Source organism: Ochrobactrum sp. PL_is483, from assembly GCF_055816855.1.
In genome coordinates this window covers 139,024-153,399 of record NZ_JBVPGS010000031.1, presented here as the reverse complement: position 1 = coordinate 153,399, position 14,376 = coordinate 139,024, and the positions used below count along the sequence as shown (strand labels likewise).

The window sequence follows — 14,376 nt, the reverse complement described above, 5'->3', positions numbered from 1 at the left end:
AGATGCGTTAGCGTTTGCATCCATCCTAAAAAAGTGGGAACCGCTCAGGAACCGGTAAAAGCTTCCCGCCATTCATCGGGAATGCGGCGCGGGTGACCTGCCTTGGTTATCATGACGGCTTCAACCCTCGCTTCCGAAAGCAGGCGGCCCTCGCAGGTGATCTTCTGCGCCATGATGACCCGCGCGCCGCGAATTTCGCTGACGCGGGTTTCGATCAGAATGAGGTCGTCCATCTTCGCGGGCGATTTATAGTCGATCTCCATGCGGCGCACGACCCAGACCATTTCTTCGCCGAGCGCGCCTTCGGCCAGCTCGATATGGTGAACATCCTGCAAGCGCAGGAAGTCCGTGCGTCCACGCTCATAGAATTCCAGATAGCGGCCGTGATAGACGAAGCCGGAAAAATCCGTATCGGCATAATAGATGCGGGCATAAAGAAGATGCGCGCCGTCTTTGAGTTCGCCGGATACGGCCTGTTGCTGCTTGTCGGTCATTCGTCTTCCATGAAGAGGCCGTATTGCGACTGCTGGATGATTTCAGCGGGCGCAGGCAGTCCCAGATGCTGCCAGGCGACAGCCGTGAGCACCCGGCCACGCGGCGTGCGTTGCAGGAAACCCTGCTGGATCAGATAGGGTTCGATAATGTCTTCAATCGCGTCACGCGGTTCGGACAGGCCGGCAGCGATTGTTTCAATACCCACCGGACCGCCGCCGAAATTGCGCGCGATGATGTTGAGATAACGCCGGTCGAGCTGGTCCAGCCCGCGATTGTCCACTTCCAGACGCGACAGCGCCTCATCGGCGATCTTGCGATCGATGACATCGGCGCCCGCGACCAGCGCGAAATCGCGAACGCGGCGCAACAGCCGTCCGGCAATGCGCGGCGTACCACGTGAACGGCGGGCAACTTCCACCGCGCCGTCCGGCGAAATGCCCATCTGCATGATGCGCGCGCCGCGCCGCACGATATATTCCAGTTCCTCGACCGTGTAGAAATTGAGTCGCACCGGAATGCCGAAGCGGTCACGCAGCGGCGTTGTCAGGAGGCCCAGACGGGTCGTCGCCGCAACCAGCGTGAACTTGGCCAGATCGATCTTGACGGAGCGCGCCGCCGGTCCCTCACCGATGATGAGGTCGAGCTGGAAATCCTCCATCGCCGGATAGAGAATTTCTTCAACTGCCGGGCTCAGCCGATGAATTTCGTCGATGAAAAGCACGTCACGCTCTTCGAGATTGGTGAGCAGCGCCGCCAGATCGCCCGCCTTGGCGATGACCGGGCCGGACGTCGAACGGAAATTGACGCCGAGTTCCTTGGCCATGATCTGCGCCAGCGTCGTCTTGCCGAGACCGGGAGGGCCAACGAACAGCACATGGTCCAGCGCCTCGCCGCGCACCTTGGCCGCTTCGATAAACACTTTCAGATTGGCGCGCGCTGCCGCCTGGCCGACGAAATCGTCGAGCGTCTGCGGGCGCAGCGTATTGTCTTCGTCTACGCGTCTATCTGCATCAATGAGAGGGTTGCGGTCGCTCATGCCTTCCTCCTCGCATGAACATATCGTTCAGGCAAGTCTCTCGCCCGGCAGTCCATCATCGGGAAAGTTCCTTCAAACCCAACCGGATGAGCTTTGCCGAATCGGCATCCTCGCCCGCCTCTTTCAGCGCAGCGGCAACCGCATTGGCAGCCTGATCGCGTGAATAACCAAGATTGGAAAGCGCAGATACCGCGTCAGCCACCGGCGCCGGTGCTGCCCCTGCACCAAGTTCCTGCTTGAGCCCGATCGTGCCGCTCGCATCACCGGCGAAGGCAGGAGCCTTGTTCTTCAATTCCGTAACGATGCGCTCCGCCACTTTCTTGCCGACGCCCGGCGCGCGCGACACCATGGCAATGTCACGTAGCGCAATCGCATTGGCGAGTTCCGACGGCGACAGCGTGCCAAGCACGGCAAGCGCCACTTTCGCACCGACGCCCTGCACGCTCTGCAACAGGCGGAACCATTCACGCTCAAGCTGACTGGCAAACCCGTAAAGGCGGATCATGTCCTCGCGGACATAGGTTTCGATGAACAACACCGCCGCCTCGCCTGCGCCACCCAGATTGCCCAGCGTGCGCGCCGAGCAAAAAGCGACATAACCGACGCCATGCACGTCGATGACCGCATGATCCTCGGCGATTTCATCGATCACACCCTTAAGTTTACCGATCATGGCCACCTACGCGATAAGTTGTTGCAACCGGCGCGCACTGGCGATGCTCTGCCGGTGATGCGCATGGCAAATGGCGATGGCAAGCGCATCGGCGGCATCGCTCGTATCGAAGGATGCGCGCGGCATCAGCACTTTCACCATCATATGAATCTGCTGCTTCTCACCGTGGCCGACGCCGATCACCGCCTTCTTGACGGCATTCGGCGCATATTCGGCAACCGGCAGTCCGGCCTGCGCCGGGGCCAGCAGCGCAATGCCGCGCGCCTGACCAAGCTTCAATGTCGCCGTTGCGTCCTTGTTGACGAAGGTATGCTCGACCGCCGCCTCGTGCGGCATATATTCATGCAGGACTTTGGAAAGCCCTTCATGAAGCTGGCAGAGGCGGGATGCGAGGTCCATCTCGGCATTCGAGGTCACGGTCCCCGAACCGATGAAATGCAGCGAATTGCCAAGCGATTCGACAATGCCCCAGCCGGTACGGCGCAGGCCCGGATCGATACCAATGATGCGAATCGTTTCTTTCATAAGCGAACCCTATCCTCAGACGGATTCACTTGACAGCAGAAAAGTGAACAAAAGAGAAACATGCGCCCCGAAGGGCGCATATGTTCAATGGTTATGAAGCGCCGAAAGCGGTTTTTAACAACACAATCTGCTCGGAAACCGGGTTGCCGCGTGGGACGCCTTGCAACGAAACCACCTCGCCGTAGACCTCACGGTCCATGCGGCGCACGCGGGCCTGCAGGCGCATGGACCGCTCAACCAGTTCCACGAATGCGGCGGGCAGCTCGGACCAGCCCTGCGCGGCCTCACCTGCCGACGGCGTGTCGAGGCGCACCTTGGCCTTTTCGGCGGCAACCTGCTGGCGGGACATTTCTCCGCTGCGCGCCGCGCGCTGAAGCAGCAGCCAGGAGGCAATCTGCATGAGGCGCGTGGTCAGCCGCATCGATTCGGCGGCATAAAGCGTCGCGGCCACGCGCGACAGGTTGCGCGCATCCTCGCGGCCCTCGCCGTCAAGATAGCTTGCCGCTTCCTCGACCATATCCATGCCTTGCGTATAGATCGGCTTGAACGAATCCGAGAAGACCATGCGCTCCGCGAGGCTGATCATATTGCTCGGCATCTGACCCTGTTCGCTAATCACTGCTCTGCCACCTTGCATGACCGCCTGCATCGGCGGCCCATTCCGTTGCCGTATACGCCTGTGGGATTTTCCAGACGGATACGAATGAAACCATTGAACCGCTGTTCGACCATGGGGGAGGCTGAGACGGAACAGCTACGCTAAACAAGTCCACGACAAACTGCACCTTCATGCACGGTCGCGCAAGTTTATGTTTAACGTTCGGTTAATATTTTCGAAGGGTTTTTATGAAGACGCGGCAAAAAGCGCATAAAAAAAGAGCCGCAAGGGCGGCTCTCAGGAGTTTAACAGGGAGGCGTCAAACAGAGTGGCTAAACCACTCGGTAAGAATCCAGCCGAACTGGATGTAAACCATTTAACACCGTTAAGATTAATGAATGGTTAATTTCGGTTCCGCACTGTGGATATTCTCACGCGGGACCGCACTTCCCCTCAAGGAAAAGCCGCCCGAAACGGGGCGGCTTATCACTGCTCAATAACGCTGCATCGCAGGCTTGGTGCCGGATGCAAGCTGCATCTTGACCGGTTCGGCAGCGGGCACGGCGGGCTTTGCCGAAGCAGGCGCACCCTTTTTGCTCCAGCCGATGGTCGGCAGCCATTCCAGATAATAGGCCAGCGCAAACTGCATCACGATGCCGGTTGCAATCAGCAGCGTGTCATATGGCAGGCCGCCGGGATTCACGAGCTTCATCACCTGCGCCACCATCGCCAGCAGCGTACCGGCAATGAAGACCGGCAGCGAATGCTTGCCGAGAATGGCGAGCGGATTATCCGGCGCGGTGCGGGCGATGTTGTTCAGCGTCGGAACGACGGCAATGAGATAGGCAATCGCCAGCACGTGCAGCAGGCGCGGACCCGACAGGAAGGTCTTGTCGAAGCCGGTAATGACCATCGGCATTCCCATCGATGCATCGATGCCCCACAGCGGGATGCGCACCCACGCCAGCGCCAGCACCAGATAGCCGACGGCAAGCCCGATCAGCAGCGGATGCTTCGGCAGTTCGCCGCCGCGACGCACATGCATCACGCCTGCGATACCGATCGCGAACAGGAACTGCCACGACAGCGGATTGAGGAACCAGACGCCCTCTGTCGGATAATTGACGGGTGCCACATGATAGAGGCCCGAAAGGAACCAGACGGTGCCGGAAACGCCAAGCATCAACGGCAGGCTGATGCGCGCCAGGAGAAGCAGGATCGGCGTCAGGACCAGCATGACGGCATACATGGACAGAATGTTGTTATAGCCGAGCTGGTGCCCCATGGTGACAATGCCGAACAGCGCCTCGACCGGGTGCTTGACCAGCGGAGCGATGTTGATCTGCGTGAGCAATTCCGAACGCTTGAGGAAGATTGCGGCGGCGGCGAAAATGGCGATGGTCGCCATGGTAGTCATGATATGCGTTGTATAAAGCACACCGGCGCGGCGCCACATCTTGAGCGACAGAAGCAGGCGACTGCCGGGAGCGAACTTCGATCCATAGGCCAGTGCCACGGCCATGCCGGAAATCAGCACGAAGGCTTCTGCCGAATCGGAAAAGCCGAGATTCTTGTGTGTAAGATGCTCGTAGATCGTGCCGGGCACATGGTTGATGAAGATCGTCAGCAGCGCGAGCGCACGAAACACGTCAATGCGCGTGTCGCGCATTTTTACGGTCGGTGCGGGCATCGCCTTTCCAGCGGTCGCAATATTCATTACCAGCCTACCTGTCATTGACGGAAAGCACCTGCACTTGGGATTGCAAGGCTTTCCAATCTTCTTCGTGTCATTTCCGGACGGGTGATCCGGAACGGTTTCACACGTTTGTCGGGCCAACCAGTGCCCCGATCTCAGTGCGGGTTATATACGCTTAAATCCGAGCAGAACCGGGTTGGTTCCGATCAACTTTCGTTCCAGTGGATAACATTATGCCAGCCCGGACAGACGCCGACCGAAGGGTGCTTAGCCAATGAATACTTGCCGAAGCGCGGTTGCGTCGCATAAATGCGGCAAAACAAATAGATAGAGCGCGGCTTCCGTTTCCGGTAAACACAGTGCTTCTATTGCCCGAATTCCATCACGTTTTTCCCGTTAGGCTTCGTTCATGAACACGCCCGCTCACCAGACTGAAACAGACCGCTGCCGCATCGTGCTGGTTGCGCCCCCGCTTGCCGACGGCGCGGCGCTCGCAAAGCTTTTGACGGCTGCGCTCTCGGGCGGCGACGTTGCGAGCGTCATTCTCGACACCGGCGATCTCGACGAAGCCACTTTTCAGGCCGCGGCCGAAAAGGCCATCCCCGTCATTCAGGAAAAGGGTGCCGCCGCGCTTATCCTCAATGATACGCGCATCGCAGGCCGCGTCGGGGCCGACGGCATTCATATCGAAGGCAAGGCCGCCGATCTGGCCGAGGCGATAGAAAAGCATACGCCGAAGATGATTGTCGGCACCGGCAATCTGCGCGACCGTCATGGCGCAATGGAAATCGGCGAATTGCAGCCCGATTACGTGTTCTTCGGCAAGATCGGTGCGGACAACAAGCCGGACGCCCATCCGCGCAACCTGTCGCTGGCCGAATGGTGGGCGCAGATGGTGGAAATTCCCTGCATTGCGCAGGCCGGAAGTGCGCTGGAAAGCATTATCCCCGCAGCCGAAACCGGCGCGGATTTCGTTGCGCTCGGACGCGCCGTCTTCGATGCGGAAGATCCGGCGAAAGCCGTCGCCGAAGCCAACCGGCTGCTTGATGAACAAGCGCCGCGCTTTGAAAACTGATCCCTTCGTCAAGGTCTTGCCGATGCCCATGAAGAACGAAATTCTTCTCGCTGCTGTTCTGACATTCGCTCTGCCGGTCCTGCCTGCCTCGGCAGCAAACGAGCCTGCGCACAGTCAGAAAAGCAGCCAGCAGGGCAAGAAGGCCGACAAACAGTCCAAGCCGGTCATGCTGCCGCAACCGGCAACCACGGAACCGGTGCCGCACATCGATCCGAGCCGTTTCGGCGACAAGCCGGCAGACGAGGCTTTCGGCGCGTTTCAGCGTGGTCTTTATCTGACCGCTTTCAATCTGGCCAAGCCGCAGGCTGAAAAAGGCGACCCGGCATCGCAGGCGCTCGTCGCGGAAATTTATGCGCGCGGCCTTGGCATTCCCGCCAATCAGAAACTGGCGGCGGAATGGTATGAGAAAGCGGCCAATAACGGTGTTGTCGAGGCGCAGTTCCGCTATGCCGCCCTTCTGCTTCAGGGCACCTATGCCAGGAAGGACCCCGTCAAGGCGGAAGAACTGATGAAGAAGGCTGCCGAGGGCGGCAACGCCATGGCGCAGTTCAACTACGGCCAGATGCTGATGGTGAAGACGCCGGGCAAGCCCGGCATCGATCTCGCCTTTCCCTGGTTCGAGAAAGCAGCCGAGGCCAAGCTTGCCGACGCTCAATATGCACTCAGCCAGATTTACGCCAATGGCACCCCCACTATCCCGCGCGACGACAAGAAGGCGCGTGTCTATCTCCTGCTCGCGGCCGCGCAAGGATACGACACCGCGCAGTTCGACCTTGGCCGCTGGCTGATCGAAGGGCGCGGCGGCGACCGCAACTATGAACAGGGTTTCGGCTGGATGCAGTTGGGCGCGCAGCGCGGCATGGTGATGGCGCAGGCGTGGCTCGCCCGCCTCTATCGCGACGGCATCGGCACCGAGGGCGATCAGGTCAAGGCAGCGGCCTGGTATATCGTCGCCCAGCGCGCCGGTTTTCGCGCGCCGGACCTCAACGACATGATGGACGGACTGGCTGACGACCAGATCAAGCAGGCAATCGAAACCGCCAACAGTCTCCGCGTCCGCTGATTTTGGGCGAATTATCAGGCCAGACCCGCTCTCTTTTCGTGGTCAGGCTTGCGTCAGACGCAGTTTTATGGTCTTGGAGACGCGATTATCGCGGTTCGAACATAGGGCAGGTGCGCAATCTCTCGAGATTGCCTTTTCGTCGTCGCCGAACCGCACATGGTTTCACATTTTCATTCCGGATCAAGCTCATGAAGATCAATGGTAACGAAATCCGCCCCGGCAATGTCATCGAACATGCTGGCGGCCTGTGGGTTGCGGTCAAGACCAATGCCGTCAAGCCCGGCAAGGGCGGCGCCTATAATCAGGTCGAACTGAAGAACCTCATCAACGGCACCAAGCTCAACGAACGTTTCCGCGCCGCTGAAACCGTCGAGCGCGTTCGTCTGGAACAGAAGGATTTCTCGTTCCTCTACGAACAGGGCGAAGCGCTGATCTTCATGGACACCGAATCCTACGAACAGCTTGAGCTGGCCAAGGATTTCGTTGGCGACCGCGCAGCCTTCCTGCAGGACGGCATGATGGTCACCGTCGAACTTTACGAAGAAAAGCCGATCGGCATCCGCCTGCCGGATCAGGTCACCCTCGCCATCACCGAAGCCGATCCGGTCGTCAAGGGCCAGACCGCTGCCTCGTCCTACAAGCCGGCTGTGCTTGAAAACGGTATCCGCATCCTCGTTCCGCCATTCATCGAATCGGGCGAACGCGTGATCGTCGACACCAACGAACTGACCTACGTCAGCCGCGCCTGAACCGCGCAATAGCTGCGGCGTCCCACGGGGCGCCGCATGTCGCATCCTTGCGACCGTTCTTTCTCAGATCGCTCAATTCCCCGACCGTCCACCGCCCATGTTTGCGGCTGGATGTTCGCCCTCTCTTTTTAACTAACTGCGTGATCCCTCTCCAAATCCACGCTTCGGGATCGTGCTTACAAGGACAATGAAATGGCCCGCTCAGCCCTTCTCAACGTTATGGTACAGGCCGCTATGAAGGCCGGCCGCAGCCTCGCCCGCGATTTTGGCGAAGTCCAGAACCTTCAGGTTTCCCTCAAGGGCCCAGGCGACTATGTCAGCCAGGCAGACCGCCGCGCTGAAAAGATCGTCTACACGGAATTGAGCCGCGCCCGCCCGGATTATGGCTTCCTGATGGAAGAATCCGGCGAGGTTGAAGCCAAGGACGGACAGCATCGCTGGCTGGTTGATCCGCTCGACGGCACCACGAATTTCCTGCACGGCATCCCGGTCTTCGCGGTCTCCATCGCGCTTGAGCGCCAGGGACAGATCGTCGCCGGCGTCATCTACAATCCGGCCATGGACGAGCTTTACACCGCCGAACGCGGTGGTGGCGCATTCCTCAACGACCGCCGCCTGCGCGTCGCATCGCGCAACAAGCTGGTCGATTCCGTCATCGGAACGGGCATCCCGCATCTGGGTCGCGGCCATCACGGCCATTATCTGGTCGAACTGCGCAACGTCATGGCCGAAACCGCAGGCATTCGCCGTATGGGCGCTGTCGCGCTCGATCTGGCCTATGTCGCAGGCGGTCGTCTCGACGGTTTCTGGGAAGACGGCATGCATCCCTGGGATCTCGGCGCGGGCATGCTGATGATCCGCGAAGCCGGTGGCTTTGTCTCCGACAAGAAGGGCGGACAGGATATTTTCGGCACCAAAACCATCGTTGCAGGCAATGAAATCATTCAGAAAGCCTTGCTCAAGACGATCAACAAGCCGATCTGATTACTGACTGCGAGCTTTTCAAATCAGCGCGTCGCATGAAAGCGGCGCGCTTGAGGCCTGAATCAATTTTGCCTTCATTTTTTCCCTCCAGACGATTCCGCTTCACGAATTAATGAAGTAGGCTCCTGTTCACACACGCGACCATGGAGCGCAACGCATGAGCGATTTGAGACTTTCCCGGGAACGTCTGGATGAGGGACGCGATTACGACCCCTACCGCCTGTCGAGCCCGCGTGTCGTCATTCTCTCCATGGTGATCTTCCTCATCATCGTCGCCTTTCTGGCTGCGGTCCTGATGCGCCAGATCCATACGTTTTTCATCACCAATCCCGGCCTCAACGGGCTTATCCTCGGCGTTCTGCTGGTCGGCATTCTGCTCGCTTTCGGGCAGGTGCTGCGGCTTCTGCCTGAAATCCGCTGGGTCAATTCTTTCCGCGAGGGCGACCGCGACGACACCACGCGACCGCCCGTCCTGCTTGCGCCGATGCGCGCCCTGATCGGCCGCCGCCAGTCGATGGCGCTTTCCACCGCATCCATGCGCTCGATTCTCGATTCCATAGCGACACGCCTTGATGAAAGCCGCGATATATCGCGCTATCTGATCGGGCTTCTGGTGTTTCTGGGCCTCCTCGGCACCTTCTGGGGGCTTCTGGAAACCGTCGGCTCCATCGGGCGCACCATCCAGACCCTCGACCCCAACTCTGGCAGCACCGGCGACGTTCTCGATGCCCTGAAAGCCGGCCTGCAGGCCCCGCTTTCCGGCATGGGCACGGCATTTTCGTCTTCGCTGTTCGGTCTCTCGGGTTCGCTGATCCTCGGCTTCCTCGATCTTCAGGCGGGCCGCGCGCAAAACCGCTTCTATACGGAACTGGAAAACTGGCTTTCCTCCGTCACCGACCTTGGTTCGGACCTGTCCGGCGATCATCATGGCGGGACGGAAGAAATCCGCGTTCTGGCCGACCGGCTGCAAAACCTGCATGGCGGCGATGCATCCACCCAGCGCACCACTGCAGCTCTTGCCAATCTCGCCGAAGGCATACAGGGCCTCGTCAAGAACATGCGCAACGAACAGCAGATCATGCGCGACTGGGTGGAAAAACAGGCGGACGAGCAGAAGGCCATCCGCCATACGCTCGACCGTCTGACCAAGGCCATCGGCGAGCGGCAGCACAATCGCAGCGACAAGCCGGAGTAAGACGCCATGGCTCTTGCCCGCAACCGCCGCACACAAAGGCATGTCGATTACTGGCCGGGCTTCGTTGACGCGCTGACGACGCTGCTCCTGGCAATCATGTTCCTGCTGACCGTCTTCGTGCTGGCGCAATTTCTGCTCAGCCGGGAAGTGAACAACAAGGACAGCGTTCTTGCGCGCCTCAACAGCCAGATACAGGAACTGACGCAGCTCCTGTCGCTGGAGCGCAGCAATTCGCAGGACATGCAGGACACCATCGCCAATCTGCAAGCGTCGCTTTCCACTGCCGAAAGCGAGCGCTCGCGCCTGCAAAGCCTTTTGAACGAAGGTAGCGGAGCGGGTGCCGCCGCTGAAAAGCGCGCCGGTGAACTGTCCGAAAGTCTTGATGCCGAAAAGCAGGTCAGCGCTCGCGCGCTCAGCCAGGTGGAATTGCTCAACCAGCAGATTTCGGCGCTTCGCCGGCAGATCGCGGCGCTTGAAGATGCGCTCAATGCTTCTGAAAGCCGCGACCGCGAATCGAATGCCAAGATCGCCGATCTAGGTCGCCGCCTGAATGTTGCTCTGGCGCAGCGTGTGCAGGAACTGAACCGCTATCGCTCGGACTTTTTCGGGCGTCTGCGTGAAATCCTGTCGGACAAGGAAAACATCCGCATCGTCGGCGACCGTTTCGTCTTCCAGTCGGAAGTGCTGTTCCCGACAGGTTCGGCGGATATCAATCCGGCCGGTCAGGATGAGATGAAGAAACTCGCCGATGCGGTCAACCAGCTCAATCAGGAAATACCCGACGACATCAACTGGGTGCTGCGTGTCGACGGCCACACGGATAACGTGCCGCTGGCAGGCACGGGACGCTTCCGCGACAACTGGGAGCTTTCGTCGGCCCGCGCCACCGCAGTGGTCAAGTTCCTGATTGCAAATGGCGTCCCGGCCAACCGGCTCGTTGCCGCGGGCTTCGGGGAATATCAGCCGCTCGACGCCTCCGACACGCCGGATGCCCGCGCCAAAAACCGCCGCATCGAGCTGAAACTGACCGAACGATAGGATGAGAACGGGAAGGCAAAGCCTTTCCCGTCATTTCAGGGCAAAGGCTCCCGCGCCCGCATCGAATTGCAGCCTGGCGAGACGGGCATAAATACCGCCCTTCTCGACAAGGCTTTGATGCGTCCCCTCTTCGACGATGCGGCCATGGTCGAGCACGAGGATGCGGTCGGCCTTGAGCACGGTCGCAAGGCGATGCGCGACGACAAGCGTCGTACGGTCAGCCATCAGACCGTCGAGGGCCTTTTGCACCAGCATTTCGCTTTCGGCATCGAGCGCCGATGTAGCTTCATCGAGCAACAGGATGGGCGCCGCACGCAGGATTGCCCGCGCAATGGCGATACGTTGGCGCTGGCCGCCTGAAAGCGTCACGCCGCGTTCGCCCACTTCCGTATCATAACCCTTGTCGAGCGCCATGATGAAATCATGCGCCAGGGCGGCCTTTGCCGCCGCGACGATTTCCTCATCGCTCGCTCCCGGCCTGCCGAAGGCGATGTTTTCGCGCACGCTTGTTGCAAAGATCGCCACGTCCTGCGGCACGGTTGCAATCCGCCCGCGAACGGCCTGCGGATCGGCATCCGGCAAGGTCACGCCATCGAGCCGTATCTCGCCCGACTGCGGGTCGTAATAGCGCATGACGAGCGAGAAGATCGTGCTTTTGCCTGCACCGGACGGACCGACAATGGCAACCGTCTCACCCGGTTTCACCGTGAAGCTGACACCGTTCAGCGACGGCGCGTCAGGCCGCGTCGGATAGGAGAAGTGCACGGAATCGAACACGATCTCGCCGCGCGGCGGCACCGGTATGGCAACCGGCTTCAAAGGCGCGGCAATACCCGGCTGCTCGTCAAGAATCTCGACAAGCCGCTCCGTCGCGCCTGCGGCCTGCGCCAGTTCACCGCCCACTTCCGACAAAGCCCCGAAGGAGCTGCCCGCGAACACGGCATAAAGCACGAACTGGCCGAGCGTGCCGGCGGACATCGTACCGGCCAGCACGTCACGCGAACCGAACCACAGCACGGCCACGATACTGGAAAAGATCAGGAAAATGGCGAAAGCCGTCAGAATGGCACGCGCCTGAATGGAAGAGCGCGCCGCCTGGAAAGATTTTTCCACCGCGCTGCCGAACCGCCCTACCACCATCTTCTCGTTGGTGAAAGCCTGCAAGGTGCGCATCGCGCCAATCTGTTCGCTGGCATAGGCATTGGCCCTCGCCAGCATGTCCTGTGTCATGCGCGAGCGCCGCCGCACGGAGCGTCCGAAGGCGATCAGGGGAACAACGATGACCGGGATCGCCGCGATAACCAGCGCGGAAAGTTTTGGGCTCGTGACAACCATCATCGCCAGCGCGCCGACGCCCAGAATCATGTTGCGCAGCGCCACGGATGCCGTAGCGCCAACCACGGACTTGATCTGCACCGTGTCGGAGGAGAGGCGCGACACGATTTCTCCCGACTGCGAGCGGTCGAAAAATTCCGGCGAAAGCGCCGTCACATGCGAAAAGACCGCATTGCGCAGGTCTGCCACCACCCGCTCGCCAAGCGAGATCACGAAGAAGTAACGCAGGCCCGACGCCAGTGCGAGAATGAGCGCCAGCGCCACCAGCATGCCGAAGTAATTGTTGACGAAGATCGCATTCGAGCCGGTAAATCCATGGTCGATCATGCGCCGCAGCGCGACCGGCACGGCAAGGGTCGTCACCGCAGCCAGCACCAGCGAAAAGAGCGCACCGGCAACCAGTACCTTGTAAGGCGCGAGGAAGGGCGCCATTCTCTTGAGCGGCTTCAGCGAGCGGCGTTTGCGATTTTCTTCTGCAGTCAATTCGTGATTCATATCAATTTCAGTATCCCGGTCGGCCATTCTTGTGTTTGCGCCCTTGTTATTGCCGTGCGCCTGATGTATAGGCTCGCCAACCCTTTTGGAAGCCGTTGCCGATAGGTAATGGGTCTTCATATCTGCCATTGGGCGAAAGTGCCGCAGTTTCGATAGTCAAGGCTGCGCTTTTCACCCCAGACTTTCAGGATTGAGAAGATGAAAGCCAATATCCATCCCGACTACCACACCATCAAGGTCGTGATGACCGATGGCACCGAATACATGACCCGCTCGACCTGGGGCAAGGAAGGCGATACGATGAACCTCGATATCGACCCGACCACCCATCCGGCCTGGACGGGCGGCTCGCAGACCCTGCTCGATCGCGGCGGTCGCGTTACCAAGTTCAAGAACCGTTTCGGCAATCTCGGCATCTAATCCGGTTTGCATGGTTCAAAGAGCCCCGCTTCGGCGGGGTTTTTTATTGCCTGAAATTTGGCAGCCAGCATAAAAAAACTCCCGGACAAGCCGGGAGTTTCGAAAATCCGTGAGCGTCAGAAATCAGGCGCTCAGCTTTTCCATGACTTCGTCGCTGACTTCGAAGTTCGTGTAGACGTTCTGCACGTCGTCATCGTCTTCAAGCACGTTGAGAAGCTTGAGAACCGAACGGGCCTTTTCCTCATCCAGCTCGGTATTGGTCTGCGGCTTCCAGATCGTCTTGATCGATTCGGCTTCGCCGAGCGAAGCTTCCAGAGCCTTCGACACGTCGCCGATATCCTCGAAGGCGCAGATGATGACGTGTTCTTCTTCGCCGGACTGCACATCGTCGGCACCGGCTTCAATCGCCGCTTCCATGACCTTGTCGGCGTCGCCGACAGCGGCCTTGTAGATGATTTCGCCAACGCGGTCGAACATGAAGGACACCGAACCGGTTTCGCCCAGTGCGCCGCCCGACTTGGTGAAGGCTGCGCGCACGTTGGATGCCGTGCGGTTGCGGTTGTCGGTCAGCGCTTCGACAATGACCGACACGCCGCCCGGGCCGCGACCCTCGTAGCGCACTTCATCATAATTCTCGCCGTCATTGCCGGCGGCCTTCTTGATGGCGCGTTCGATATTGTCCTTCGGCATGGACTGCGCCTTGGCGTTCTGGATCGCCAGACGCAGGCGCGGGTTCATCGCAGGGTCAGGCAAACCCTGCTTGGCGGCGACGGTGATTTCGCGCCCGAGCTTGGAAAACATTTTCGACCGCACCGCATCCTGACGGCCCTTGCGGTGCATGATATTCTTAAACTGTGAATGGCCGGCCATGGCACCCCTGTTCTGTTTAAAATGCTGCGCACGGAAGCGTCACGCATGAAACAGAGATCAAGCAGAGAAGGGCCGCATGTCGGGCCACAGTGCTTTCCGTGCAGAATGGCCGCGTTATAAGGAATTCAG

At 59.7% G+C, this 14,376-nt stretch carries 15 protein-coding genes; 7 read left to right on the top strand and 8 right to left on the bottom strand.

Features of this window, described 5'->3' with window-relative positions; all coding sequences use genetic code 11:
* Nucleotides 1-44: 44 nt before the first annotated feature.
* From AC0TNJ_RS08250 to AC0TNJ_RS08225, 6 genes are all read right to left on the bottom strand, one after another.
* Nucleotides 45-494 carry a YbgC/FadM family acyl-CoA thioesterase gene (locus tag AC0TNJ_RS08250; RefSeq protein ID WP_122000337.1) on the bottom strand — a complete coding sequence of 150 codons (450 nt, stop codon included), beginning with the start codon at nucleotides 492-494 and terminating at the stop codon, nucleotides 45-47.
* Nucleotides 491-1,531: a Holliday junction branch migration DNA helicase RuvB gene (gene ruvB / locus AC0TNJ_RS08245; RefSeq protein WP_411505937.1), complete on the bottom strand. Its 1,041-nt coding sequence runs from the start codon at nucleotides 1,529-1,531 to the stop codon at nucleotides 491-493. Before ruvB ends, AC0TNJ_RS08250 begins: the two co-directional genes overlap by 4 nt.
* A 55-nt stretch (nucleotides 1,532-1,586) precedes the next feature.
* The gene (gene ruvA / locus AC0TNJ_RS08240; protein WP_121986129.1) at nucleotides 1,587-2,204 is read right to left on the bottom strand and encodes a Holliday junction branch migration protein RuvA; all 618 of its coding nucleotides are present in this window, start codon (nucleotides 2,202-2,204) and stop codon (nucleotides 1,587-1,589) included.
* 6 nt (nucleotides 2,205-2,210) lie between these two features.
* Nucleotides 2,211-2,729, bottom strand: a complete 519-nt coding sequence (gene ruvC / locus AC0TNJ_RS08235) for a crossover junction endodeoxyribonuclease RuvC (RefSeq protein ID WP_010661380.1) — start codon at nucleotides 2,727-2,729, stop codon at nucleotides 2,211-2,213.
* 91 nt (nucleotides 2,730-2,820) lie between these two features.
* Entirely contained in the window at nucleotides 2,821-3,327 is a 507-nt protein-coding gene (rcdA, locus tag AC0TNJ_RS08230) for a protease adaptor protein RcdA (protein ID WP_121983412.1), read from the bottom strand.
* 493 nt (nucleotides 3,328-3,820) lie between these two features.
* Complete coding sequence (locus tag AC0TNJ_RS08225; RefSeq protein ID WP_473770836.1) at nucleotides 3,821-5,017, bottom strand: OpgC family protein; 1,197 nt, start codon at nucleotides 5,015-5,017, stop codon at nucleotides 3,821-3,823.
* Between the two features lie 415 nt (nucleotides 5,018-5,432).
* Here AC0TNJ_RS08225 and AC0TNJ_RS08220 point away from each other — a divergent pair, with 415 nt between their 5' ends.
* The 6 genes from AC0TNJ_RS08220 (at nucleotide 5,433) to AC0TNJ_RS08195 (ending at nucleotide 11,127) form a co-directional block, all read left to right on the top strand.
* Nucleotides 5,433-6,098: a thiamine phosphate synthase gene (locus tag AC0TNJ_RS08220; protein WP_122000335.1), complete on the top strand. Its 666-nt coding sequence runs from the start codon at nucleotides 5,433-5,435 to the stop codon at nucleotides 6,096-6,098.
* Nucleotides 6,099-6,126: 28 nt separating this feature from the next.
* A complete protein-coding gene (locus AC0TNJ_RS08215) occupies nucleotides 6,127-7,161 on the top strand; it encodes a tetratricopeptide repeat protein (protein WP_473770835.1) in 1,035 nt (344 codons plus the stop codon).
* 188 nt (nucleotides 7,162-7,349) lie between these two features.
* A complete protein-coding gene (gene efp, locus AC0TNJ_RS08210; protein WP_122000334.1) occupies nucleotides 7,350-7,910 on the top strand; it encodes an elongation factor P in 561 nt (186 codons plus the stop codon).
* Nucleotides 7,911-8,102: 192 nt separating this feature from the next.
* Nucleotides 8,103-8,894, top strand: a complete 792-nt coding sequence (locus AC0TNJ_RS08205; protein WP_122000333.1) for an inositol monophosphatase family protein — start codon at nucleotides 8,103-8,105, stop codon at nucleotides 8,892-8,894.
* 157 nt (nucleotides 8,895-9,051) lie between these two features.
* The gene (locus AC0TNJ_RS08200; RefSeq protein ID WP_122000332.1) at nucleotides 9,052-10,089 is read left to right on the top strand and encodes a MotA/TolQ/ExbB proton channel family protein; all 1,038 of its coding nucleotides are present in this window, start codon (nucleotides 9,052-9,054) and stop codon (nucleotides 10,087-10,089) included.
* 6 nt (nucleotides 10,090-10,095) lie between these two features.
* A complete protein-coding gene (locus AC0TNJ_RS08195) occupies nucleotides 10,096-11,127 on the top strand; it encodes a peptidoglycan -binding protein (protein WP_122000331.1) in 1,032 nt (343 codons plus the stop codon).
* 30 nt (nucleotides 11,128-11,157) lie between these two features.
* Here the strand turns inward: AC0TNJ_RS08195 and AC0TNJ_RS08190 are convergent, their stop codons facing one another.
* The gene (locus AC0TNJ_RS08190) at nucleotides 11,158-13,086 is read right to left on the bottom strand and encodes an ABC transporter transmembrane domain-containing protein (RefSeq protein WP_473770802.1); all 1,929 of its coding nucleotides are present in this window, start codon (nucleotides 13,084-13,086) and stop codon (nucleotides 11,158-11,160) included.
* A gap of 69 nt (nucleotides 13,087-13,155) precedes the next feature.
* On the opposite strand from AC0TNJ_RS08190, the gene rpmE reads away from it, so the two are divergent.
* Nucleotides 13,156-13,377 (top strand): 50S ribosomal protein L31, encoded by a 222-nt coding sequence (gene rpmE / locus AC0TNJ_RS08185; RefSeq protein ID WP_002964804.1) that lies wholly within the window; start codon nucleotides 13,156-13,158, stop codon nucleotides 13,375-13,377.
* Nucleotides 13,378-13,500: 123 nt separating this feature from the next.
* Here rpmE and AC0TNJ_RS08180 read toward each other — a convergent pair whose 3' ends face one another.
* On the bottom strand, nucleotides 13,501-14,247 hold the full coding sequence (locus AC0TNJ_RS08180) for a YebC/PmpR family DNA-binding transcriptional regulator (protein ID WP_122000329.1): 747 nt from the start codon (nucleotides 14,245-14,247) through the stop codon (nucleotides 13,501-13,503).
* Nucleotides 14,248-14,376 lie beyond the last annotated feature (129 nt).

What these genes read in the sequence shown, in the direction of transcription:
- AC0TNJ_RS08190 (WP_473770802.1), bottom strand. Translation starts at nt 13,086, where the DNA reads ATGGCAGATATGAAGACCCATTACCTATCGGCAACGGCTTCCAAAAGG.
- efp (WP_122000334.1), top strand. Translation starts at nt 7,350, where the DNA reads ATGAAGATCAATGGTAACGAAATCCGCCCCGGCAATGTCATCGAACAT.
- rcdA (WP_121983412.1), bottom strand. Translation starts at nt 3,327, where the DNA reads ATGCCGAGCAATATGATCAGCCTCGCGGAGCGCATGGTCTTCTCGGAT.
- AC0TNJ_RS08180 (WP_122000329.1), bottom strand. Translation starts at nt 14,247, where the DNA reads ATGGCCGGCCATTCACAGTTTAAGAATATCATGCACCGCAAGGGCCGT.
- AC0TNJ_RS08195 (WP_122000331.1), top strand. Translation starts at nt 10,096, where the DNA reads ATGGCTCTTGCCCGCAACCGCCGCACACAAAGGCATGTCGATTACTGG.
- AC0TNJ_RS08200 (WP_122000332.1), top strand. Translation starts at nt 9,052, where the DNA reads ATGAGCGATTTGAGACTTTCCCGGGAACGTCTGGATGAGGGACGCGAT.
- AC0TNJ_RS08250 (WP_122000337.1), bottom strand. Translation starts at nt 494, where the DNA reads ATGACCGACAAGCAGCAACAGGCCGTATCCGGCGAACTCAAAGACGGC.
- AC0TNJ_RS08205 (WP_122000333.1), top strand. Translation starts at nt 8,103, where the DNA reads ATGGCCCGCTCAGCCCTTCTCAACGTTATGGTACAGGCCGCTATGAAG.
- rpmE (WP_002964804.1), top strand. Translation starts at nt 13,156, where the DNA reads ATGAAAGCCAATATCCATCCCGACTACCACACCATCAAGGTCGTGATG.
- AC0TNJ_RS08215 (WP_473770835.1), top strand. Translation starts at nt 6,127, where the DNA reads ATGAAGAACGAAATTCTTCTCGCTGCTGTTCTGACATTCGCTCTGCCG.
- AC0TNJ_RS08225 (WP_473770836.1), bottom strand. Translation starts at nt 5,017, where the DNA reads ATGCCCGCACCGACCGTAAAAATGCGCGACACGCGCATTGACGTGTTT.
- ruvC (WP_010661380.1), bottom strand. Translation starts at nt 2,729, where the DNA reads ATGAAAGAAACGATTCGCATCATTGGTATCGATCCGGGCCTGCGCCGT.
- ruvA (WP_121986129.1), bottom strand. Translation starts at nt 2,204, where the DNA reads ATGATCGGTAAACTTAAGGGTGTGATCGATGAAATCGCCGAGGATCAT.
- ruvB (WP_411505937.1), bottom strand. Translation starts at nt 1,531, where the DNA reads ATGAGCGACCGCAACCCTCTCATTGATGCAGATAGACGCGTAGACGAA.
- AC0TNJ_RS08220 (WP_122000335.1), top strand. Translation starts at nt 5,433, where the DNA reads ATGAACACGCCCGCTCACCAGACTGAAACAGACCGCTGCCGCATCGTG.